The organism is Pedococcus sp. NPDC057267 (assembly GCF_042668795.1).
GTDB lineage: Bacteria > Actinomycetota > Actinomycetes > Actinomycetales > Dermatophilaceae > Pedococcus.
The window spans coordinates 1-21825 of the sequence record NZ_JBHUYG010000074.1 but is presented as its reverse complement, the minus strand read 5'-3'; the positions used below and the strand labels follow the sequence as shown (position 1 = coordinate 21825).

At 73.2% G+C, this 21825-nt stretch carries 22 protein-coding genes; 17 read left to right on the top strand and 5 right to left on the bottom strand.

Annotated features, from left to right (window positions below; genetic code table 11):
• Positions 1-99: 99 nt before the first annotated feature.
• From ACFUC1_RS15050 to ACFUC1_RS15035, 4 genes are all read left to right on the top strand, one after another.
• Positions 100-999 carry a F0F1 ATP synthase subunit gamma gene (locus ACFUC1_RS15050; protein ID WP_379121157.1) on the top strand — a complete coding sequence of 300 codons (900 nt, stop codon included), beginning with the start codon at positions 100-102 and terminating at the stop codon, positions 997-999.
• 18 nt (positions 1000-1017) lie between these two features.
• Positions 1018-2475: a F0F1 ATP synthase subunit beta gene (gene atpD, locus ACFUC1_RS15045; protein WP_379121155.1), complete on the top strand. Its 1458-nt coding sequence runs from the start codon at positions 1018-1020 to the stop codon at positions 2473-2475.
• 132 nt (positions 2476-2607) lie between these two features.
• Complete coding sequence (locus ACFUC1_RS15040) at positions 2608-2874, top strand: F0F1 ATP synthase subunit epsilon (protein ID WP_310155030.1); 267 nt, start codon at positions 2608-2610, stop codon at positions 2872-2874.
• A gap of 28 nt (positions 2875-2902) precedes the next feature.
• The gene (locus ACFUC1_RS15035) at positions 2903-3331 is read left to right on the top strand and encodes a DUF2550 family protein (RefSeq protein ID WP_379121153.1); all 429 of its coding nucleotides are present in this window, start codon (positions 2903-2905) and stop codon (positions 3329-3331) included.
• Between the two features lie 30 nt (positions 3332-3361).
• Here ACFUC1_RS15035 and ACFUC1_RS15030 read toward each other — a convergent pair whose 3' ends face one another.
• Entirely contained in the window at positions 3362-3988 is a 627-nt protein-coding gene (locus ACFUC1_RS15030) for a cob(I)yrinic acid a,c-diamide adenosyltransferase (RefSeq protein WP_379121151.1), read from the bottom strand.
• Between the two features lie 72 nt (positions 3989-4060).
• On the opposite strand from ACFUC1_RS15030, the gene murA reads away from it, so the two are divergent.
• The 3 genes from murA to ACFUC1_RS15015 all read left to right on the top strand — a co-directional run bounded on the left by murA (position 4061) and on the right by ACFUC1_RS15015 (position 7968).
• Positions 4061-5344 carry a UDP-N-acetylglucosamine 1-carboxyvinyltransferase gene (gene murA / locus ACFUC1_RS15025; RefSeq protein ID WP_379121149.1) on the top strand — a complete coding sequence of 428 codons (1284 nt, stop codon included), beginning with the start codon at positions 4061-4063 and terminating at the stop codon, positions 5342-5344.
• Between the two features lie 124 nt (positions 5345-5468).
• Positions 5469-5834, top strand: coding sequence for an STAS domain-containing protein (locus ACFUC1_RS15020; protein ID WP_379121147.1), 366 nt, complete (start codon positions 5469-5471; stop codon positions 5832-5834).
• A 115-nt stretch (positions 5835-5949) separates the two neighbouring features.
• A complete protein-coding gene (locus ACFUC1_RS15015; RefSeq protein ID WP_379121159.1) occupies positions 5950-7968 on the top strand; it encodes a protein meaA in 2019 nt (672 codons plus the stop codon).
• A 78-nt stretch (positions 7969-8046) separates the two neighbouring features.
• On the opposite strand, the gene ACFUC1_RS15010 is transcribed toward ACFUC1_RS15015, so the two are convergent.
• Together ACFUC1_RS15010 and ACFUC1_RS15005 are read right to left on the bottom strand one after the other, a co-directional pair.
• Entirely contained in the window at positions 8047-9246 is a 1200-nt protein-coding gene (locus ACFUC1_RS15010) for an N-acetylglucosamine-6-phosphate deacetylase (protein WP_379121145.1), read from the bottom strand.
• Positions 9243-10145: an SIS domain-containing protein gene (locus ACFUC1_RS15005; RefSeq protein ID WP_379121143.1), complete on the bottom strand. Its 903-nt coding sequence runs from the start codon at positions 10143-10145 to the stop codon at positions 9243-9245. Before ACFUC1_RS15005 ends, ACFUC1_RS15010 begins: the two co-directional genes overlap by 4 nt.
• A gap of 245 nt (positions 10146-10390) precedes the next feature.
• Here ACFUC1_RS15005 and ACFUC1_RS15000 point away from each other — a divergent pair, with 245 nt between their 5' ends.
• Genes ACFUC1_RS15000 through ACFUC1_RS14980 form a run of 5 tightly spaced genes read left to right on the top strand, consistent with a single transcriptional unit; the run spans position 10391 to position 14597 of the window.
• On the top strand, positions 10391-11200 hold the full coding sequence (locus ACFUC1_RS15000; protein ID WP_379121141.1) for a DeoR/GlpR family DNA-binding transcription regulator: 810 nt from the start codon (positions 10391-10393) through the stop codon (positions 11198-11200).
• Positions 11201-11203: 3 nt separating this feature from the next.
• Positions 11204-12160, top strand: a complete 957-nt coding sequence (locus ACFUC1_RS14995; protein ID WP_379121139.1) for an ROK family protein — start codon at positions 11204-11206, stop codon at positions 12158-12160.
• The gene (locus ACFUC1_RS14990; protein WP_379121137.1) at positions 12157-13089 is read left to right on the top strand and encodes a 1-phosphofructokinase family hexose kinase; all 933 of its coding nucleotides are present in this window, start codon (positions 12157-12159) and stop codon (positions 13087-13089) included. The genes ACFUC1_RS14995 and ACFUC1_RS14990 overlap by 4 nt, the downstream gene beginning before the upstream one ends.
• 1 nt (position 13090) lies before the next feature.
• Complete coding sequence (locus ACFUC1_RS14985; protein WP_379121135.1) at positions 13091-13924, top strand: ketose-bisphosphate aldolase; 834 nt, start codon at positions 13091-13093, stop codon at positions 13922-13924.
• A gap of 49 nt (positions 13925-13973) precedes the next feature.
• Complete coding sequence (locus ACFUC1_RS14980) at positions 13974-14597, top strand: histidine phosphatase family protein (protein WP_379121133.1); 624 nt, start codon at positions 13974-13976, stop codon at positions 14595-14597.
• Between the two features lie 46 nt (positions 14598-14643).
• Here the strand turns inward: ACFUC1_RS14980 and nucS are convergent, their stop codons facing one another.
• Positions 14644-15339 carry an endonuclease NucS gene (nucS, locus tag ACFUC1_RS14975; RefSeq protein WP_379121131.1) on the bottom strand — a complete coding sequence of 232 codons (696 nt, stop codon included), beginning with the start codon at positions 15337-15339 and terminating at the stop codon, positions 14644-14646.
• A gap of 106 nt (positions 15340-15445) precedes the next feature.
• Between nucS and ACFUC1_RS14970 the strand changes: the two genes are divergently transcribed.
• From ACFUC1_RS14970 to ACFUC1_RS14950, 5 genes are all read left to right on the top strand, one after another.
• Complete coding sequence (locus tag ACFUC1_RS14970; protein WP_379121129.1) at positions 15446-15850, top strand: hypothetical protein; 405 nt, start codon at positions 15446-15448, stop codon at positions 15848-15850.
• A 119-nt stretch (positions 15851-15969) separates the two neighbouring features.
• A complete protein-coding gene (locus tag ACFUC1_RS14965) occupies positions 15970-17748 on the top strand; it encodes a 3-hydroxyacyl-CoA dehydrogenase family protein (RefSeq protein ID WP_379121127.1) in 1779 nt (592 codons plus the stop codon).
• 89 nt (positions 17749-17837) lie between these two features.
• Complete coding sequence (locus ACFUC1_RS14960; RefSeq protein WP_310155079.1) at positions 17838-18137, top strand: hypothetical protein; 300 nt, start codon at positions 17838-17840, stop codon at positions 18135-18137.
• 175 nt (positions 18138-18312) lie between these two features.
• Positions 18313-19239, top strand: coding sequence for an ABC transporter ATP-binding protein (locus ACFUC1_RS14955; protein WP_379121125.1), 927 nt, complete (start codon positions 18313-18315; stop codon positions 19237-19239).
• Positions 19236-20429 carry an ABC transporter permease gene (locus ACFUC1_RS14950; RefSeq protein ID WP_379121122.1) on the top strand — a complete coding sequence of 398 codons (1194 nt, stop codon included), beginning with the start codon at positions 19236-19238 and terminating at the stop codon, positions 20427-20429. The genes ACFUC1_RS14955 and ACFUC1_RS14950 overlap by 4 nt, the downstream gene beginning before the upstream one ends.
• 194 nt (positions 20430-20623) lie before the next feature.
• On the opposite strand, the gene ACFUC1_RS14945 is transcribed toward ACFUC1_RS14950, so the two are convergent.
• The coding region (locus ACFUC1_RS14945) for an AI-2E family transporter (RefSeq protein WP_379121119.1) at positions 20624-21825 on the bottom strand (1202 nt) is incomplete at its 5' end.

Genomic DNA, 21825 nt, shown 5'->3' with positions numbered 1-21825 from the left:
GGTCTGGGGGTTGCCGGGTGCGCCCCCGCGGCCCCCCCGGCCGCCGCCGGCCACCGGCACACCACCACCGAACGAGAACCAAGGAGAGGCGGCACAGATATGGGAGCGCAGATGCGGGTCTACCGCCAGCGCATCCGGTCCGTCCAGGCGACCAAGAAGATCACCCGCGCCATGGAGCTCATCGCAGCCTCCCGCGTCGTGAAGGCCCAGCAGCGGGTCAAGGAGTCCTCGCCGTACGCCCGTGCGCTGACCCGTGCGGTGTCCGCCGTGGCGACGTACTCCAACGTCGACCACCCGCTGACCACCGAGCACGACGACGTCCGCCGCGCGGCGGTCCTGGTCATCACCTCCGACCGTGGTCTCGCCGGTGCGTACAGCTCCTCGGTGATCAAGGAGAGCGAGCGCCTCATCGGCGAGCTCCGCGAGGCCGGCAAGGAGGTCGTGCCGTACCTCGTGGGTCGCAAGGCGGTGGGCTTCTACAAGTTCCGCAAGCGTGAGTACGCCCAGGACTGGACCGGGTTCACCGACCAGCCCACGTTCGACGTGGCCAAGGAGATCGGTGAGTCCCTCGTGGCCGCCTTCAACCAGCCCTACGACGAGGGCGGCGTCGACGAGGTGCACGTGGTCTTCACCCGCTTCGTCAACATGGTCACCCAGGAGCCGGACGTCATCCGCATGCTGCCGCTCGAGGTCGTCGAGGGTGAGGAGGCCCCGGACCCGGACGACGTGCTGCCGCTGTACGAGTTCGAGCCGAGCGCCGAGCAGGTCCTGGACGCGCTGCTGCCGAAGTACGTCGGCGCCCGCATCTACAACTGCCTGCTGCAGGCGGCCGCCTCCGAGCTGGCCTCCCGCCAGAAGGCGATGAAGTCCGCCACCGACAACGCCGAAGAGCTCATCAAGAAGTACACCCGGCTGGCCAACCAGGCCCGCCAGGCCGAGATCACCCAAGAGATCAGCGAGATCGTGGGCGGCGCCAGCGCCCTCGCCGACGCGAGTTGAGAAGGTAGAGAGAAACCAATGACTGCCACTGTCACCGAGAACAGCACCCAGGCCACCCCGGGTGGCGTGGGTCGCATCTCCCGCATCATCGGCCCGGTCGTCGACGTGGAGTTCCCCGCCGACGCGATGCCGGACCAGTACAACCTGCTCACCACGACCGTCGTGCTCGAGGGCGAGGAGAAGAACCTCAACCTCGAGGTCGCCCAGCACATCGGCGACAACATGGTCCGCGCCATCTCGCTGCAGCCGACCGACGGACTCGTCCGCGGCACCCAGGTGCAGGACACCGGCGGCCCGATCTCGGTGCCGGTCGGCGACGTCACCCTCGGCAAGGTCTTCAACGCGACCGGTGACTGCCTCAACCTCGAGGAGGGGCAGAAGCTCGAGGTCACCGAGCGTTGGGGCATCCACCGCTCGGCGCCGAGCTTCGACCAGCTCGAGTCCAAGACCCAGATGTTCGAGACGGGCATCAAGGTCATCGACCTGCTCACCCCGTACGTCCAGGGTGGCAAGATCGGCCTCTTCGGTGGTGCGGGCGTCGGCAAGACCGTCCTCATCCAGGAGATGATCGCCCGCGTGGCGCGCGACCACGGTGGTGTGTCGGTGTTCGCCGGCGTTGGCGAGCGCACTCGTGAGGGCAACGACCTCATGGTGGAGATGGAGGAGGCCGGCGTCCTCGGCCAGACCGCCCTGGTCTTCGGCCAGATGGACGAGCCGCCGGGCACCCGCCTGCGCGTCGCCCTGTCGGCACTGACGATGGCGGAGTACTTCCGCGACGTGCAGAAGCAGGACGTGCTCCTCTTCATCGACAACATCTTCCGCTTCACCCAGGCGGGCTCCGAGGTGTCGACGCTGCTCGGCCGCATGCCGTCCGCGGTGGGCTACCAGCCGACCCTGGCCGACGAGATGGGTGTGCTCCAGGAGCGCATCACCTCGACCCGTGGCCACTCCATCACCTCGATGCAGGCGATCTACGTGCCCGCGGACGACTACACCGACCCGGCGCCGGCGACCACGTTCGCCCACCTGGACGCGACCACCGAGCTCTCGCGTGAGATCGCCTCGCTCGGCATCTACCCCGCCGTGGACCCGCTGACCTCGACCAGCCGGATCCTCGACCGCCGCTACATCTCCGAGGACCACTACAGCACCGCGGTGCGGGTCAAGCAGATCCTCCAGCGCAACAAGGAGCTGCAGGACATCATCGCGATCCTCGGCATCGACGAGCTCTCCGAGGAGGACAAGATCCTCGTCAACCGCGCTCGTCGCATCCAGCGGTTCCTGTCGCAGAACACCTACGTCGCCAAGCAGTTCACCGGCATCGAGGGCTCGACGGTCCCGCTGGCCGACACCATCGAGGCCTTCACGAAGATCGCGGACGGCGAGTACGACCACGTCGCCGAGCAGGCGTTCTTCATGTGCGGTGGCCTCGACGACGTCGAGCGCCAGTGGGCCGACATCCAGAAGAACCTCTGACCCAGCACCACAGCGGGTCACCGTGGGGCCGGCCGCTCGGCCGGCCCCACGGCACACCGGCCGTCGGTCCCCGGCGCCGGGTGGATAGAGTGAGAACGTCGCACGACACGTGCCGTACCAACGGAGGATCCCGTGAGCACCCTGCAGGTTGAACTCGTCGCCGCGGACCGCAAGGTCTGGGAGGGCGAGGCGGACATGGTGCAGGCGCGCACCGTCGACGGCGAGCTGGGCATCCTGCCCGGGCACACGCCGCTGCTGGGCGTCCTCGTCGAGGGCGAGGTGCGGATCAAGTCCGCCGGCGGCACGAGCACGGCCACCATCGACAGCGGCTTCCTGTCGGTCGACCGGGACAAGGTCATCATCGTCGCGGAGGCGGTCGACGCCTCGCAGGTCGGCTGACCCGGGGCGTCGAGGAAGGGCGGTTCGCATGTCGCTCGTGGTCTCCGGGGAGATCCTTGCCGGCGTGCTCATCGTGCTCGTCCTGACGGCGCTGCTGTACATCTTCGTACGACGGCGGCTGCTCTCCTCGGGCGCGCCGCTCATGCTCTGCGCCCTCCGGCCCCAGGGTGGTACCCAGTACCGCCTGGGGCTGTTGCGGTTCTCGGGCAACGCCCTCGAGTGGTTCACCCTGGTTGGCCCCTCGCCGCGGCCGGCCCGCACCTGGGAGCGCCCGCTGCTCGAGCTCGGGCCGCCCCACCCGCCGGCCAGCCCGATCGCGGGGCTGCCCGAGGCCGTGACCGTCGAGTGCCGCTACCGGGCCGACACCTTCGCGGTCGCCCTGGCCCCCGCGGCATACACCGCCATGCGCAGCTGGCTCGAGAGCTCGCCGCCGGGCTTCAACGTCAACGTCGCCTGAGCCCCGCTGCGCGAGCGCCCGGGCCCGTGGTCAGCGCTTCGAGGGGTCCTCGGCCCGGCCGCCACCGGGCTGCCAGAGCACGTCACCGCCGATCGGCAGGTTGGCCACGCGGGCCAGCACGAACAGCAGGTCGGACAGCCGGTTGAGGTACTTCGCGGTGAGCACGTTGACGCCGCCGTGGCCCTTGGTGCCGTCGCCCGGCTGCTCGCCGTAGGCGTCGATGGCCGCCCAGGCCGCCCGCTCCGCGCGGCGCACGACCGTGGTGGCGACGTGCAGGTACGCCGAGCCCGGCGTCCCGCCCGGCAGGATGAACGAGCGGAGCTTCTCGACCCGCTCGAGGTACCGGTCGCAGTCGGCCTCGAGCTCGTCCACCCACTGCTGCTGCACGCGCAGCGGCGGGAACTCGTACTCCGGCTGCAGCGGCGTGCACAGGTCCGCCCCCACGTCGAAGAGGTCGTTCTGCACCCGCAGCAGCGTGGCCCGGACGTCCTCGGGCAGGTCGCCGGCGGCGAGGGCGACGCCGATCTGGGCGTTCGCCTCGTTGGTGTCCGCGTACGCGAGCAGCCGCACGTCGGTCTTGCTCGTGCGGCTCATGTCCCCGAGGTGGGTGTGGCCGTCGTCGCCCGTGCGGGTGTAGATGCGCGTCAGGTTCACCATGGGAGGAGCGTATGCCGGGGGAGCGGGGCCTCGGCGACGGGCCGGGGGCTGCGCCGTCGGTAGGGTGTGCCGGTGGCCGAGAGATTCCATGTCGTGGGTGGTGCCAGCCTGCAGGGCGAGGTGCCCGTGTGGGGCGCCAAGAACAGCGCCCTCAAGCTGATGGCGGCCGCCCTGCTGGCGGTCGGCCGGACCCGCCTGACCAACGTGCCGGCCATCCTCGACGTGACGATCATGGCCGAGCTGCTGCGGCGGCTGGGCTGCACGGTCGACTACGACGCCCCGGCCGGCGTGGTCGAGATCGACGTCCCTGAGGTCGTCGGGCACCGCGCCGACTACGACCTCGTCCGCGCCCTGCGCGCGTCGACGGCGGTCCTCGGTCCGCTGGTCGCCCGCACCGGGGCAGCCGACGTGGCGGTCCCGGGCGGGGACGCCATCGGCTCCCGCGGCCTGGACCTGCACGCAGCCGGGCTCGAGGCGCTCGGCGCGAGCGTGCACGTCACCCACGGCTTCCTCGTCGCCGAGGCGCCCCGCGGCCTCTCCGGGGCCGAGATCCACCTCGAGTTCCCCAGCGTCGGCGCCACCGAGAACGTCCTCACGGCGTCGGTGCTGGCGCGCGGCACGACCCGCCTGGAGAACGCCGCCCGCGAGCCGGAGATCGTCGACCTCGCCGAGATGCTCAACTCGATGGGGGCCAGGGTCAGCGGTGCGGGGACGTCCGTCGTCGAGATCGAGGGCGTCGACGCCCTGCGCCCGACCGAGCACGCCGTGGTGGCGGACCGCATCGCCGCCGGCACGTGGGCGTTCGCGGCGGTCGCGACCCGTGGGAGCGTCGAGGTGGTGGGCGGCGTGCCGGAGCACCTGACGGCCGCGCTCGAGCTCGTCCGGGCCAGCGGCGCCACGGTCGAGCCGACCGCCCGGGGGTTCCGGGTCGACACCGGCGGCCGGCGTGCGACCGCGTTCGACGTCGCGACGTTGCCCTACCCCGGCTTCCCGACCGACCTGCAGCCGTTCGCCCTCGCCGCGAACGCCGTCGCCGACGGGTCCGCCATGATCACCGAGAACCTCTTCGAGGCCCGGTTTCGCACCGTGCAGGAGCTCAACCGGCTCGGCGCCGAGACCCGGATCGACGGCCACCACGTCATGGTCCACGGGGTCGAACGGCTCTCCGGCGCACCGGTGGAGGCCAGCGACATCCGGGCCGGCGCGGCGCTCGTCATCGCCGGTCTCGTGGCCGACGGCGTCACCACCGTCAGCGGGGCCCAGCACGTCGACCGCGGGTACGCCGGTTTCGCCGAGGCCATGCAGGGCCTCGGGGCCGACGTCACCCGCGAGCCCGACGACGTCCCCTACCTCTGACCCACCGCCGCCGGCCGCGCGGCCGGAGGAGCCGTTACCGGATCTTGACCATGCCCGCGACAACCGTGGGCCCCTCGCGGACCGTCGGTGTGGGTGAATGTCTGCAACGGACGAGGGGGTTCGCATGTCGGTCAGCAGCGAGGGGACACTGCCGGTCGCGGTCCGCGCGGTGCTCGGGGGCCAGGAGGTCGCCATCACCGGGCGCATCGACGTCCACTCCGTGCCCGACGTCCGGCTGCTGCTGCACGAGATCATCGACACCGGGAACGGCGACGTGCACGTGCGCCTCGCCGGCGCCGAGATCGGTGACGCCACCGGTCTGGGGGTCCTGGTGGAGGCCTACAACCGGGCTCGCCGAGCCGGTCGGCGCCTCGCGGTCGTCGACATGACCGAGCGCACCGGGCGCCTGTTGCGTGCATCACGGCTCGACCGTGCGCTCGTGCTCCGCGACGCCGACGAGACGGCGCCTGTGGTGGCCGTCACCGCCTGAGCCCCTCCCTGCGCGGGCTACCCGCGGGTACTTTCGGCCCATGGCCGAGCCCACCGACGTCCCCGTGCCCGACGCCGCCGCGCCCGCCCGTCCGCAGCGCGACCGCCCCTGGGTCATGCGCACGTATGCCGGCCACTCCAGCGCCGCTGCCAGCAACGCGCTCTACCGACGCAACCTCGACAAGGGCCAGACCGGCCTTTCGGTCGCCTTCGACCTGCCCACCCAGACCGGGTACGACCCCGACCACCCGCTCGCCCGCGGCGAGGTCGGCAAGGTCGGCGTGCCGATCTCGCACGTGGGGGACATGCGGGCGCTGTTCGACTCGATCCCGCTGGACCGGATGAACACCTCCATGACCATCAACGCGACCGCCATGTGGCTGCTCGCGATGTACCAGGTCGTGGCCGAGGAGCAGGCCGCCGCCGAGGGCAGGAACCCTGCGGAGGCGGTGCGTGCGCTCGCCGGTACCACGCAGAACGACATCATCAAGGAGTACCTGTCGCGGGGGACGTACGTCTTCGCGCCGGGCCCCTCGCTGCGGCTGATCACCGACATGGTCGCCTACACGGTGGCCGAGATCCCCAAGTGGAACCCGACGAACATCTGCAGCTACCACCTGCAGGAGGCCGGGGCGACCCCCGTGCAGGAGATCGCATACTCCATGTGCACCGCCATCGCGGTCCTGGACGCGGTGCGCGACTCGGGCCAGGTGCCGCCCGAGCGGTTCGGCGAGGTGGTCGCGCGGATCTCGTTCTTCGTCAACGCCGGCGTGCGGTTCGTCGAGGAGATGTGCAAGATGCGCGCGTTCGTCGCGCTCTGGGACGAGCTCACCCGTGAGCGGTACGGCGTGCAGGACCCCAAGCAGCGACGCTTCCGGTACGGCGTCCAGGTCAACAGCCTCGGGCTCACCGAGGCCCAGCCGGAGAACAACGTCCAGCGCATCGTGCTGGAGATGCTCGCCGTGACGCTGAGCAAGGACGCCCGGGCCCGCGCGCTGCAGCTGCCGGCGTGGAACGAGGCGCTCGGGCTGCCCCGGCCCTGGGACCAGCAGTGGTCGCTGCGGATGCAGCAGGTCCTCGCGTACGAGTCGGACCTGCTCGAGTACGACGACCTGTTCACCGGGTCCGCCGTCGTCGAGGCCAAGGTGGCGGAGCTGCTCGAGGGGGCGCGCGCGGAGATCGCCCGCGTTCAGGACATGGGCGGGGCGGTGGCCGCGGTCGAGAGCGGCTACATGAAGTCCGCGCTCGTGGCGTCGCACTCGTTGCGCCGGGCCCGGATCGAGTCCGGCGAGGACGTCGTCGTCGGCGTCAACAAGTTCGAGACGACCGAGCCCAACCCGCTCACCGCCGACCTCGACGCCGCCATCCAGACCGTCGACCACGACGTCGAGGTCAAGGCCGCGCAGGCGGTCCGCCGCTGGCGCGAGGAGCGCGACGCAGACCCCGGCCGCCGGGAGCGCGCGCAGGCCGCGCTGGCGCGCCTGCGCGAGGACGCGCGTACGGGCACCAACCTCATGGCCGCCTCGCTCGAGGCCGCACGCGCCGACGTCACCACGGGGGAGTGGGCCCAGTCGCTCCGCGAGGTGTTCGGGGAGTTCCGGGCCCCCACGGGCGTGTCCGGCTCCGTCGGGATCACCGGCGAGGCGGGGAGCGCGGAGCTGCGCGAGGTGCGCGAGCAGGTGCGCCGCACGGGCGAGGAGCTGGGCGAGCGGCTGCGGGTCCTCGTGGCGAAGCCGGGGCTGGACGGGCACAGCAACGGGGCCGAGCAGGTGGCGGTGCGGGCACGCGACGCCGGGTTCGAGGTCGTCTACCAGGGGATCCGGCTCACTCCGGAGCAGATCGTGGCGGCGGCCGTCGCCGAGGACGTCCACCTCGTCGGCATCTCGATCCTGTCCGGGTCGCACATGGCGCTCGTGCCGGAGATCCTCGAAGGGCTCGAGCGGGCCGGCGCGGGTGACGTGCCGGTCATCGTCGGCGGCATCATCCCCGAGGCCGATGCGCGAGCCCTCAAGCAGCTCGGGGTGGCCGAGGTCTTCACCCCCAAGGACTTCGGGCTGACCGAGATCATGGGCCGGTTCGTGCAGGTCATCCGGGCCTCGCGGGGCCTGCCGGCCCTGGCCGCCCAGCCGGCCTGACCTGCCGGGGAAGGGGCCGCCGAGGACCGGCGCGGCCGCCGACCCGCCCCGCACCCGGGCGCGGGGGCCGGTGAGGTCTCAGTCGAGCCAGGAGCCCCGGCGGAGCACGCGGAGCAGCGACAGGTCGCCGTCGACGACGAGCAGGTCGGCGTGCTGCCTGGCCGCCAGTGCGCCGACGCGCTCGAGCGACAGTGCGGCGGCCGGGGTGCGGCTCGCCGCCGTCACGGCGTCGAGGAGGCCGATGCCCAGCTCCCGGACGCACCAGCGCACCTGCTCGAGCAGCGTGGAGACGCCACCGGCGAGCGACCCGTCCTTGACCAGCCGGGCCTCGCGGCCCACGACCCGGACGGCCTGCCCGCCGAGGGTGTACTCGCCGTCCGAGAGGCCCCCGGCCGACATCGAGTCGCTGACGAGGGCGATGTTGGACGCGCCCACCGTGTCGAACACCATCCGGACCGTGCCGGCCGCGAGGTGCACGCCGTCGGCGATCACCTCGACGACGGCCTCGCCCCGGGCGGCGGCTGCGAGCGCGGCGGCGACGGGCCCGGGGGTGCGGTGGTGCAGGGGCGGCATGCCGTTGAACACGTGGGTCACCAGCGGCCGGCCGCCGCGGGCGCCGGCCGAGCGCACGCGCTCCAGGGCCGTGGCGGCCACCTCCCACGGGGCGGCGGTGTGGCCGACGGCGGCGAGGGCACCGGCCGCGGCGAGGTGCGCCGGCAGCTCGTCGGCACCATCGCGCTCCGGCGCATAGGTCATGTGCGCGAACCACGGGCCGGCGGCCGCCGCGACCTGCTCGACGAACGCGGCGTCCGGGTCGGTCAGCGCGTCGGGGTCCTGCGCGCCGCAGCGGTCGACCGACAGGAACGGTCCCTCGAGGTGGATGCCGGCGAGGTCGCCGGACTCGGCGAGGGGGACCAGGGTCGCGATGCCGGCGAGCAGGACGTCCTGCGGCGCGGAGACGAGCGAGCCGACGACCGACGTGCTGCCCGCCCGGTGGTGGCGCGCCACCGCCCGGGTCGCGGCGTCGGCGTCGGTGCCGAACTCCCCGCCGTCGCCGCCGTGGCAGTGCACGTCGACGAGCCCGGGCAGGATCGTCCCGGTCGGCTCCCAGCCGGGCGGGGTGGGCGCCTGTGCCCAGCGGGCGGGCACCCCGGCGCGCTCACCGGCATACGCGATGGTGCCGCCGTCGACGACGACGGCACCATCGGCCACGACCCGGTCGGGCAGGACGGTGCGGCCGGTGAGCAGGACCGGGCTGTCGGCGGGCGTCGAGGTCACGACAGGATGATGGACCGCGTGAGGTGGCGCGGTCGATCGGGGTCGACGCCGGCGCGTCGCGCCTTGACCAGGCAGAGCCGGTGCAGCCGCACGAGGTCCGCGAGCGGGTCGATGTCGCGGTGCTCGAACCACGCCCCGGTCGCGCGGACGTCCTCCGCCAACCCGCTCGGGACCTCGCCGAAAGCCCACGTGGCGCGCCCGGTCGTGGCGATGCTGATCGGGCCGTGGCGGTACTCCATCGCGGGGTACGCCTCGGTCCAGAACTGCGCCGACTCGCGCAGCTTGAGCGCCGCCTCCTGGGCCAGGCCCACGGTCCAGCCGCGGCCGAGGAAGGTGAGCTGCTCGGCGTCGGCCACGCCGGCCAGCGCCGACTCCTCGTCCTCGGCCAGCACCGCGCGGGCCTGCTCGGCGAACGCCGCGACGTCCTCGCCGAGGGTCGCGCGCAGCAGGGCGAGCGTCGTCGTGGCGAAGCGGGTCTGCACGACCGACTGCTCGTCGACCTCGGGCAGCAGCAGGGTGCGCTCGGCGAGGTCGGGGATCGGCGTGCCCGCCGTGGCCACGATGGCCGTGGTGGGCCGGCCCTGCTCGGCGAGCCGGCCGACCAGCTCGACCACCTCGGTCGTCGTGCCCGAGCGGGAGATCGCGACGACCCGGTCGAAGGTGCGTGTGTGGGGGTACTCGCTCGCGGCATGGGCCTCGGTGTGGCCGTGCCCCGCGGCCTCGCGCAGCACGGCATACGCCTGGGCCACGTAGTAGCTTGTGCCGCAGCCGACGACCGCGACCCGCTCGCCCTCGGTGGGGAGAGCCGCCCTGGCCTCGTCGAGCCGGCCCAGGACGGCCACCCAGTCGTCGGGCTGGCTGGCGATCTCGGCGGCGAGGTGGCTGGCGTGCTCGGTCATGGGTCGGGCTCCTTCACCTTGGCCTGAGTGATTTAGACTGCTCAGAGTCTTGACCAATCAGAATCGATCAGTCAAGCGCAGGGCGCCCTGATCGGGCCGTTCGGACCTTGTGCGCGTGGGTGCGTGCGGATCGGCTTGACGCCGAGGGAGGCCGAGCGCCAAGGTGTGCGGCAGGGTCGCCTGTTCGTGAGTGAAGTACCCGACAAACGAAACAAAACGATCAGGGGCTGCTGAAGGGAGCAGGCGTGGCCAACGGCTCAGCGAAGTCGCTCGACCGGGGCGCCCGGTGGAGCGCGCTGCTCGGCCTGCTCGCCGAGCGTGGCCGGCTCAGCGTCGCTGAGGTCGTCGACACCCTGAAGGTCTCCGAGGCGACGGTGCGCCGTGACTTCAGCGACCTCGCCGCGCAGCAGCTGGTGACCCGCACACACGGTGGCATCGTGGCGACTGCCGTCGCGTACGACCTGCCGGCGCGGTACAAGCAGGCGGGCGCCGACGACGCCAAGGAGCGGATCGCCGCCCACGCGGCTGACCTCGTGCGGGACGGGACCGTGGTGGGCTTCAACGGCGGCACCACGACCAGCGCCGTCGCCCGCCGCCTCGCCGCGCGGTCCGACCTCGCGATGTCCTCGAACCGGCCCGCGATCACCGTCGTCACGAACGCCCTCAACATCGCCACCGAGATGGTCCTGCGGCCGTTCGTGCGCTGCGTCTCCCTGGGCGGGGTGGCCCGGCCCGAGTCCTACGAGCTGTCGGGTCCGCTCGCCACCATGGTGCTCAACGAGCTGTGGCTCGACACCGTGGTGCTCGGGGTCGACGCCGTCTCCGGTGGCGCGGGCGCGATGTGCCACCACGAGGGCGAGGCGGGCATCAACGCGCTCATGGTCGAGCGGGCCGACCGGGTCGTCGTCGTGGCGACGGGGGCCAAGATCGGCGCCCGGGCCTTCGCCCGCATCTGCCTGCCCTCGCGCATCGAGACGGTCGTCACCGACGACACCGCCGACCCCGCCGCCGTCGCCGAGCTCCGCGCGGCCGGCGTGACGGTGGAGGTGGTCTGAGCGGTGACCGCCGTCGTGGCCGCCGTCGACGTCGGCGGCACCCGGATGAAGGCCGCCCTGGTGGACCGCGACGGCCACGAGGTGGTGACCCTGACCCGGCCGACCCCGGCGGCGCTGGACGTGCCGGGCGCGCTCGTGCAGGCGGTGGCCGGGACCGTCGCAGCGCTCCGGGCCGCTGCCGCCGACCCGGGCGACGGGGCCGGGGCCGGACTGGCGGGTCGCGACCCGCTCGAGGTGGTGGCGGCCGGGGTCGTGGTCCCCGGCATCGTCGACGACGTGCGGGGCGTCGCGGTCTGGGCGTCGAACCTCGGCTGGCGCGACCTTCCCGTCACCGCGCCCCTGTCCGACCTGCTCGGCATGCCCGTGGCACTCGGCCATGACGTGCGCGCCGGCCTGCGGGCCGAGGTCGCCTGGGGTGCGGCGGCCGGATCGCGCAACGTGCTCTTCATCCCGCTCGGCACGGGCATCGCGGGAGCCCTCATGCTCGACGGCCACGTCGTGGCTGCCGACGGCTGGGCGGGCGAGATCGGCCATGTCGTCGTCGAGCCCGACGGGGTGCCCTGCCCGTGCGGCCAGCGCGGCTGCCTCGAGACCGTGGCCTCCGCGTCCGCCGTCGCCCGGGCGTATGCCGCGCGCACGGCGGGGCGGGGCGGTGCGCCGATCGACGCCGAGGCGGTCGCGGGGCTCGTCCGGGCCGGCGACGCCGATGCCGTCGCGGTCTGGGACCACGCGGTGGCCGCCCTGGCCCGCAGCCTCGTGATGATGACGACCGCCACCGGCGTCGACCACGTCCTCGTCGGGGGAGGGCTGGCGCAGAGCGGGGAGACGCTGCTCGCGCCCCTGCGCAAGGCCGTCCACGCCTCGCTCACCTTCCAGCGCGAGCCCCGGATCGAGCGGGCGCGGCTCGGCGAGCGGGCCGGCTGCCTGGGCGCCGCCTGCCTCGCGTGGGACGTCGCATGATCCTCACGGTCACCCCCAACCCGGCCCTCGACGTGACGTACGACGTCGACCGGCTCGTGCCGCACACGAGCCACCGCGTGCGCCAGGTCCGCGAGCGGGCCGGCGGCAAGGGGGTCAACGTCGCCGCCGTCCTCGCCCTGCTGGGGGAGCCCGTCCTGGCCACGGGGGTCGTCGGCGGCGCGTCGGGCGACGCGCTGCGCGCCGACCTCGACCGTCGCGGGATCCGCCACGACCTGCACCGGTGCGACCTGCCGACCCGGCGGACCGTCACCGTCGTCTCCGCCGATGACGGCGACGCCACGGCCTTCAACGAGCCAGGTGCGCCCTGGCCGCGCCAGCTGCGCGACGCGCTCGTGGTCCACGTCGAACGCCTGCTGCGGGTGCACCGCCCCGCCGTGCTCGTGGTCTCCGGCAGCGTCCCGCCCGGGTTCGGTGGCGAGGGGTGCGCGGCGCTCGTCGCGGCCGGCCACGCCGCCGGCGCCCGCGTCGTCCTCGACACCTCGCGCGACGCGCTGGTCGACGCGCTGCCCAGCGGCCCCGACGTCATCAAGCCCAACCGCGACGAGCTGTATGCCGTGACCGGCACCACCGAGCCGGTGGAGGGCGCCAAAGCCCTGCAGCGCAAGGGGGCCCGGCACGTGCTGGTCTCCCTCGGCGCCGACGGCATGGTCCTGGTCGAGCCCGACGGCACGGTCCTGCGGGCCGGGCTGCGCGAGTCCCTGAGGGGCAACCCCACCGGTGCCGGTGACGCCTGCGTCGCCGCCGTCGCCAGGGGCCTTGCCCACGGCACGGCCTGGCCCGACCTGCTGGGCGACGCGGTCGCGTGGTCGGCAGCGGCCGTCCTGCAACCGGTCGCGGGCGAGGTGGCGGCCGAGGACGTGTCGCGACTGCGCGGGCTCGTCACGCTCGAGGACACGGAGGTGCGCTGAGGTGCTGGTCGGACTGGACGAGGTGGTGCAGGAGGCCCGGCGGGCCGGGCACGGCGTGGGCGCGTTCAACGTCATCCACCTCGAGCACGCGGAGGCCCTGGTGGGTGCCGCCGAGGACGCCGGGCTCCCCGTGGTGCTGCAGGTCAGCGAGAACACCGTGCGCTGGCACGGCTCGCTGGCGCCGCTCGCTGCCGCGACCCGGGCGCTCGCGGAGCAGTCGCCGGCCCGGGTGGTGCTCCACCTCGACCACGCCACCTCCCGCGAGCTCGTCACCGAGGCGCTGGCCCGGGGGTTCACGTCCGTGATGTTCGACGGCTCCACGCTGCCGGACGGGCGCAACCGGGCAGAGACCCGTGAGGTCGTGCGCGAGTGCCACGCCGCCGGGGTCGCGGTCGAGGCCGAGCTCGGCGAGATCGGCGGCAAGGACGGCGTGCACGCGCCGGGTGCCCGGACCGACCCACGCGACGCCGCGACGTTCGTCGGGGACACCGGGGTGGACGCGCTCGCGGTCGCGGTCGGCACGTCCCACGCGATGACCGAGCGGACGGCCGCCCTCGACCTCGAGCTCATCGCCGCGATCCGCGAGCAGGTGCCCGTGCCTCTGGTCCTGCACGGCTCCTCCGGGGTCGCCGACGACGGGCTCGTCGCCGCCGTGCGGGCCGGCATGACGAAGGTCAACATCGCCACCCACCTGCAGGGCGTCTTCACCGGCGCCGTCAGGGAGGTGCTCGACGCGGACCCGCGCGTGGTCGACACCCGCCGCTACCTGGCCCCCGCCCGCGACGCCGTCCGGGCGGAGGCCGCCCGGCTGCTCGCCCTCCTCGCCTTGCGCTGACCGAGGCCGAGGGCCCGCGACCGGCGGGCACGCGGCATACGCTCGGGGCATGAGCGACCTGCACTGCCCGGCGACGCTGCTGGTCGCGCGCCACGGCGACGCGGAGTACGGCCACCCTTCCGTGCTCTCGGACGAGGGCGGCTGGCTCACCGGGCGCGGGCGCGAGCAGGTGCGCACGCTGGCCGAGTCGCTGCGCGGTCGCAACGTCGCGCGGGTGCACACCAGCCCGCTGCAGCGCGCCGTCGAGTCCGGGGCGCTGGCCGCGGAGGTGCTCGGTGTGGACTCCGTCGTCGTCCACGGCCTCGAGGAGTTCTCCGTGGGCGCGCTGGCCGGGCGCCCGCACGACGACCCCGAGCTGATGTCCGTCTTCAAGGCCTGGATGCACGGTGACCTCGGGCGCTGCATCCCGGGCGGGGAGACCGGGGCCGAGGTCCTGGCGCGCTACCGCGAGGCGCTGCTGTCGGTCGCCGACCAGCACCGCGGCGAGACGGTGCTCGTGTTCAGCCACGGGGGAGTGATGTCGTTCGTGCTGCCGCGGATCGACGGTGCGGTGCGGGCCGACCTGGCGGCGGCGGCCTTCCTGCCCAACTGCGGGGTGGCCGAGGTGGCCGTCGACGGGGACGGCTTCGCGGTGCGCTGCTGGCCCGGCTCGGTGGACCGCTCCGTCGTCTGATCCGTGGGCCTGAGGAGGGGCCAGAGGCGCGGGCCGGACGAGCGGCCTAGAAGAGGCGGTGCTCGCTGGTGTCGATGCCCTTGAGGGCGTCGTAGTCGAGCGTCACGCAGCGGATGCCGCGGTCCGTGGCCAGGGTCCGCGCCTGCGGCTTGATCTCCTGCGCCGCGAACACCCCGGTCACCGGTGCGAGGTGCGGGTCGCGGTTCATCAGCTCGAGGTAGCGGGTCAGCTGCTCGACGCCGTCGATGTCGCCGCGGCGCTTGATCTCGACCGCGACCGATCGGCCGCTGGCGTCCCTGCACAGGATGTCGACCGGTCCGATGGCCGTCATGTACTCCCGCCGGACCAGCGTCCAGCCGTCCCCGAGGGTGTGGATGTGCTCGGCCAGGAGCTTCTGCAGGTGTGCCTCGACGCCGTCCTTGATGAGGCCGGGGTCGACGCCGAGGTCGTGCGAGGAGTCGTGCAGCACCTCGTGGATGAGCACCCGGAGGCGGTCCTCGGACTTGGCGTGCTGGACGACCCACACCGCGCTGACGCCCTCGGCGGCCTCGTGCTCCTCCGGGCTGACCTCGGCCATGGCGCAGGGCGGCGACATCCAGTTGAGCGGCTTGTACGACCCGCCGTCGCTGTGCACGAGCACCGACCCGTCGACCTTGACGAGCAGGAGCCGGGTGGCCAGGGGCAGGTGGGCCGAGAGCCGGCCCTCGTAGTCCACCGAGCACTTCGCAATCACGAGCCGCACGAGGAGGCACTCTACGGGGGCCGCGGGTCGTCCTCGTCACAGGTGCGCGAAGGCCGTTGCGTGCGGGCCACAGGTATCGCACACTCGAAGCACAGAGGTGAGCAGGATGCGCAGTGTCGTCGGCAACGTCGCCGGGCTCGCCCTGGTCTTCGCCTCGCTCGCGGCCGGTATGCGGTGGGTGTCGACCGGGCGGCCGCCACGCGTCCTCCGCCCGGTCGTGGACCGGGCCGAGGCGTTCGTCGCCGCGCGCCGACCCCGCCCTGAACCCATCCCGCCGGTCCTGCTGGCGCTCGAGCTGGGCCGCCTCGCGGACCACATCCGTTACGTCGAGGCGTCCGACCTCCCCAACAAGGCCGAGCGACTCATGGCAGCCCGGCTCGCCTACGACCACGCGCTGCGCGACTACTGCCGGGCGGTCGACATCCCCGTCCCGCCCGCCATCCGCGGGCTGTCGCGTGAGCAGCGGTTCCACATGGAGTCCGCCCTGATCGGCGCCGGCCACGAGTGGTGACGCCGCGCCACTGAAGTGAGCGGGCGGCATACGGAGTCCTGCGGGTCGTCGGCGCGGGTGTCGACCGTCACGCCGCCCGGGGGTCCCGGGCGCGTCCGGCGTCTGGGAGACTCCCCGGCATGGCTCGGAAGTTCACGAAGGTCGGAGTGATCGGTCTCGGCACCATGGGTGCCGGCATCGTCGAGGTGTTCGCGCGCAACGGCATCGACGTCGTCGCGGTCGAGGTCGACGACGCGGCGGTCGAGAAGGGCCGCGGGGTCCTCGAGCACTCGACCGGGCGGGCGGTCAGCCGCGGCAAGCTCTCGGCGGAGGACCAGGCTGCGCTGCACTCGCGGGTGCACTTCACCTCGAGCATGGACGACCTCGCCGACTGCGAGCTCGTCGTCGAGGCCGTGCCGGAGCACCTCGACCTCAAGAAGGAGGTGTTCGGCAAGCTCGACGCCATCGTCGGCCCGGACGCCGTCCTCGCGACCAACACCTCGAGCCTGTCGGTCACCGAGATCGCCGTCGCCACGAGCAACCCCAAGCGCGTCGTGGGCATGCACTTCTTCAACCCGGCGCCGGTCCTGCAGTTCGTCGAGGTCATCCGCACGGTCGTCACCGAGGACGAGGTCTTCGAGGACGTCAAGGCTCTCGCCCAGCGGCTGGGCAAGCAGCCCGTGGTCGTGGGCGACAAGGCCGGGTTCATCGCCAACGCCCTGCTGTTCGGCTACCTCAACCACGCCGTCTCGATGTACGAGTCGCGCTACGCCAGCCGCGAGGACATCGACGCGTCCATGCGCCTGGGCTGCGGGTACCCGATGGGCCCGCTCGCCCTCATGGACCTCATCGGCCTCGACACGGCATACGAGATCCTCGACACGATGTACAAGCAGGGGCGGGACCGCCTGCACGCCCCGAGCCCGATCATCAAGCAGATGGTGAGCGCCGGTCTCAAGGGCCGCAAGAGCGGCCGTGGCTTCTACACGTATGCCGAGCCCGGCTCGTCCGCGGTCGTCGACGACGCCCTGACGCCCCGCCCGGTCGGCGAGTCGGGTGCCACGCTGCGCCCCGTCGCGACCGTCGGCGTCGTCGGGTCGGGGACGATGGCGACCGGCATCGTCGAGGTGTTCGCCAAGGCGGGTTACGACGTCACCTACGTGACCCGCAGCCAGGCCAAGGTCGACGCCGTGACGGCGGGCGTGACCCGCTCCCTGGAGAAGGCCGTCCAGCGCGGCAAGCTCGAGGAGTCGGCGCGCGACGAGGCCCTCGGTCGCCTCACCGGCTCGACCTCCCTCGACGCGCTCGCCGGCGTCGACCTCGTGGTGGAGGCGGTCGTGGAGGACCTCGCCGTCAAGCAGGCGCTGTTCGAGAACCTCGACGAGATCTGCCGCCCCGGCGCCATCCTCGCGACGACCACCTCGAGCCTCCCCGTCGTCGAGCTCGCTGCGGCCACGAAGCGCCCGCAGGACGTCATCGGCATGCACTTCTTCAACCCCGCCCAGGTGATGAAGCTCGTCGAGGTCGTGCACACCGTCTCCACCGACGCCGACGTCGTCGCCACGGTGAAGGACCTCTGCGCCAGGATCGGCAAGCACGCCGTCTCCTGCGGCGACCGCTCGGGCTTCATCGTCAACGCGCTGCTCTTCCCGTACCTCAACGACGCCGTGAAGATGCTGTCGGCCAACTACGCCAGCGCCGACGACATCGACACCGCGATGAAGACCGGCTGTGGCCTGCCGATGGGCCCGTTCGAGCTGCTCGACGTCGTCGGGCTCGACGTGTCCCTGGCGATCCAGCGCGAGCTCTACCTCGAGTTCCGCGAGCCCGGCTTCGCGCCGGCCCCGCTGCTCGAGCACCTCGTCACCGCCGGCTACCTCGGCCGCAAGACCGGCCGCGGCTTCCGCACCTACGCCTGACCCCGGCATACCCTCTCGCCCGCGGCAACGTGGGCACGCGGGCGACGCCGGCGCCACCTGGCGGCACCGGCTCTGGGAGAATCGGCACCGTGCCCCGAGCCAACCGCCGTCGCCGCGACGACGTCCCGCTGAACCTGCAGCGGGCCGTCGGTGGCGCCCCTCGCCGGGAGTCGTATGCCGGGGGCGAGTGGTTCGTGCGCCGCGTCTCCGGCGAGGGGTCGACGCGCGCGTACCTGTGCCCGGGCTGCCAGCAGACGATCCCGACCGGCACTCCGCACGTGGTCGCGTGGCCGGCCGACGGCCTCGGCGGGCTCGACGACCGCCGGCACTGGCACACCACCTGCTGGGAGGCCCGCGGCCGCCGCCACGCCACCGGCTCCTACCGCTGACGCGGCCCGTCCCCGTCCCTGATCGCTTGTCTGCTCACAGTCCAGCGTGTGACTGCGCACGGATCCGCTCCCTGCGCAGTGGGACCCAGATCTGCGCGCAGACGCCCGGTGACGGGCCTCGGGAAGGGACGTTCGCCCCTGTGGGGAGGTGACCCGCTCGCGTGACGGTGGACGGGTGTCGGACGGGTTGCGGGTCGACCAGGTGGTGCACGCCTTCGGCGAGCGGGTGGCGCTCGACGGCGTCAGCTGTGAGGTGCCGGCCGGGCGGCTCACCGGCCTGCTCGGCCCCAACGGCGCGGGCAAGACGACCCTGATGCGGATCCTGCTGGGGGTGCTCGTCCCGGACGGTGGCCAGGTGTGGCTGGACGGGCGGCGCCTGCAGGACGTCCACGACCGGCGCGGCTGGGGCTACATGCCGCAGGAGCGCGGCCTCTACCCGGCCATGCCGGCCGGCCCGCAGGTGGTGCACTTCGCGCGGCTGCACGGCCTTGCGCGTGGGGAGGCGACGCAGCGGGCGCGTGAGCTGCTCGGGGAGCTCGAGCTGGGGGACCGCTGGGACGAGCGCACCGACCGGCTGTCCGGTGGCCTGCAGCAGCGGCTGCAGCTGGCGACCGCGCTCGCGCACCTGCCCGACGTCATCGTGCTCGACGAGCCGTTCGCGGGCCTGGACCCGGTGGCGGTCGAGCAGCTGTCCGGGCTGCTGCAGCGTCGGGCGGCGGACGGGTGCCTGGTGCTCTTCTCCAGCCACCAGCTCGACCTCGTGCAGGACCTGTGCGAGGACATCGTCATGGTCGACCACGGGCGCACCGTCCTCGCCGGGTCGGTGTCGCACCTGCGTGCGGCCTCGGGTCAGCGCCGCCTGCGGCTGCGGCTCGAGTCGCCGGACAGGGAGTGGCTGCGCGCGTTCGACGGTGTGCACGTCGTGAGCGACCAGGCCGACGACCTGTGGCTCACCGTGCCGCCCGGCGTCGACCCGCTGCGACTGCTCGACGCGGCCCGGTCCCGGGGACCCGTCCTCGACTTCGGGCTCGAGCTGCCGACCCTGTCCGAGCTCTTCCTGGCCGCGGCGGGCGGCGAACGCACCCTGGAGGTGGCCCGGTGACCTGGTGGAGCGGGACGGCCCTCGTGGCCGAGCGGAGCCTGCTCGAGACGGTGCGCTCGCGGGCATACCGCCTCATCACGGCGGTGCTCCTGCTGGCGTCGGCCGCCGCGGTGCTCGTCCCGCACCTCGTCCTCGACCGGACCACGAGCTACACCCTCGCGACGGTGGGCGCGGCCCCCGCGCCACTGCGCGACGCACTCTCCGCGGCCGCCACCCGCCAGGGCTTCACCGTGGAGTATGCCGCGCGCGGCACCGCCGCGGACGTCCGCACGTCCGTGCGCGACGGCGCCGCGACGGCCGGCCTCGCGGACGGCACCCTGTTCACCGGTACGGGGGTGGACCAGACCTTCTCCGCGGTCGTGGCCCAGGCGGTGGTGTCGGTCGAGACCACGGCCCGGCTGCGGGCCGCCGGCCTGAGCCCGGCACAGATCGCCTCGATCGCGGCGGTGCGCCCGCCCCTGCAGGTGACGGTCGGTCGCACCGACAGCGGCGAGCGCGCGGCCGTCGGGTACGGGGTCGGCATCGCCCTGTACCTCGCGATCACCTTCGCCGGCGGCGCCATCGCCTCTGCCGTCGCCGTCGAGAAGTCGACGCGTGTCTCCGAGGTGCTGCTCGCAGTCCTGCGTCCCAGCCAGGTGCTGGTCGGCACGGTGTCGGCGGTGGGCGCGGCGACGCTCGCCCAGGTGCTCGTGCTCGCGGTCCCGCTCGCGGTCGCGGTCCGCCTCGGCTACGTGGGGCTGCCACCCGTCGCGAGCGGCGACCTCGTCCTGGCCCTGGTGTGGTTCGCGCTGGGGTTCGCCGTCTACGCCTTCCTGTTCGCCGCGGCGGCTGCCCTCGTCGACAAGGTGACCGAGGCGAGCGCGGCAGTCGCCCCGGTGACGACGGTGCTCGTCATCGTCTACCTGCTCAGCATCATCGTGGTCACCGGCCAGCCGACGAGCGGCTGGAGCACGGCGATCTCGCTCTTCCCCCTGAGCGCGCCGCTGGCGATGCCGGTGCGCTGGTCCAGCGGCGAGGTGTCGGCCTGGGAGCTGGTCACGGCCATGGTGCTGACCGGGGCGACGGCGGTGCTGCTCGTCGGGGTCGGCGCGGCCGTGTACCGCCGCGCGCTCGTCATCACCGGCCACCGCGTCCGGTGGCACGAGCTCACCGGCCGGCGCGCCCACCGACGTCCTGCCCACCCCGCCTGACGGCGCGCGACTGCGCGACCGGTCCGCTGCCCGGAGGCCTGCTCACAGACCCGAGTACCACTGCGCGCTGACCCGCTCCCTGCGCACAGGGACGGACGTGTGTGCACAGACGAGCGTGGGCCGGGGCCCCGTGGCGCGCCCGGCGGGAAGGACGGTGGCGTGGCAGCGACCGGGCCGAACGGGACCGACGCGGGTCAGTGGCGGCGCTGGCGGGGGAGGAGGACCTCTTCGTAGAGCAGCAGCAGGCCGGCGGCCACCGGGATCGCGAGCAGCGCGCCGAGCACCCCGAGGAGCGTGCCGCCCGCCATGGCCGCGACGACCGTCACGGCGCCCGGGACCGACACGGTCCGCTGCATGATCCGCGGCGCCACCGCGTAGTTCTCGATCTGCTGGTAGATCACGTAGTACGCGAGCGCGATGAACATCTTGCGCGGCTCGTCGAAGACGGCGACCAGGCAGACGACGGAGGCGCCGAGCGTGGCCCCCACCATGGGGATCAGCCCGAGGAAGCCGACGGACACGGCCAGCACCGCGGCATACGGGATCCCGACGATGGTCATCATGATCCAGGAGCACGCGGCGTTCACGGTCGCCACGGCGATCTGACCGATGGCGTAGGAGCCGGTGCGCCGCATGATCTCCTCGGAGAGCGACATCACCCGGGCGCGGCGCGAGGCAGGGACGACCGCGTATGCCGCGTGCTTGACCCGGGGGAGCGAGGCGAGCAGGAAGAGCGTGAGGACCAGGACCGTGAAGGCCTGGAAGATGCCCGTGACGACCGCGGCGCCCACCCCCAGGACGCCACCGAAGACCGAGCTCAGGAAGCCGCTGTCGGTGATCTTCTTGGTGAACTCGGAGCGGATCTTGCCGACGAGGTCGTAGTGCTTGTCGAGGTCCTGCACCCAGCGGCTCTTGAGGATCTGGTCGAGCCAGTCCGGGGCCTGCTGGATGAGCTGCCCGCCCTGGGTGATGACGGGCGGCACGACGACGACGCCCAGGAGGGCGAACACGAGGACGAGGCCGGCGAAGACCAGCGCGACGGCACCGCCGCGCTTCACCCCGCGGCGGGTGAGCGTCTCGACGACGGGGTTGAGGGTGAGGGTGAGGAAGAACGAGATGACCAGGATCGTCAGGACCGTGGTGAGCCGGCCCAGCGTGTGCCAGAGCAGCACCGCGGTCAGCACACCGATGGCGCCGACGAACCCCATGTAGAACGGCGACTGGCGGTTGAGCGGCCGGCCGGCGCGGCCGTAACGCTGGTTCCCGGAGGAGAGGTCCTCGCCCGGTGCCCCGGCCCCCTCGAGGACCGCGCCGTCGCCCGGCACGTCCGGGCCCCGGCTGCCCCCGCCGGCCTCCGGCTGCTGCCGGAGGCCGGGGAGCACGTCGGTCAACAGGT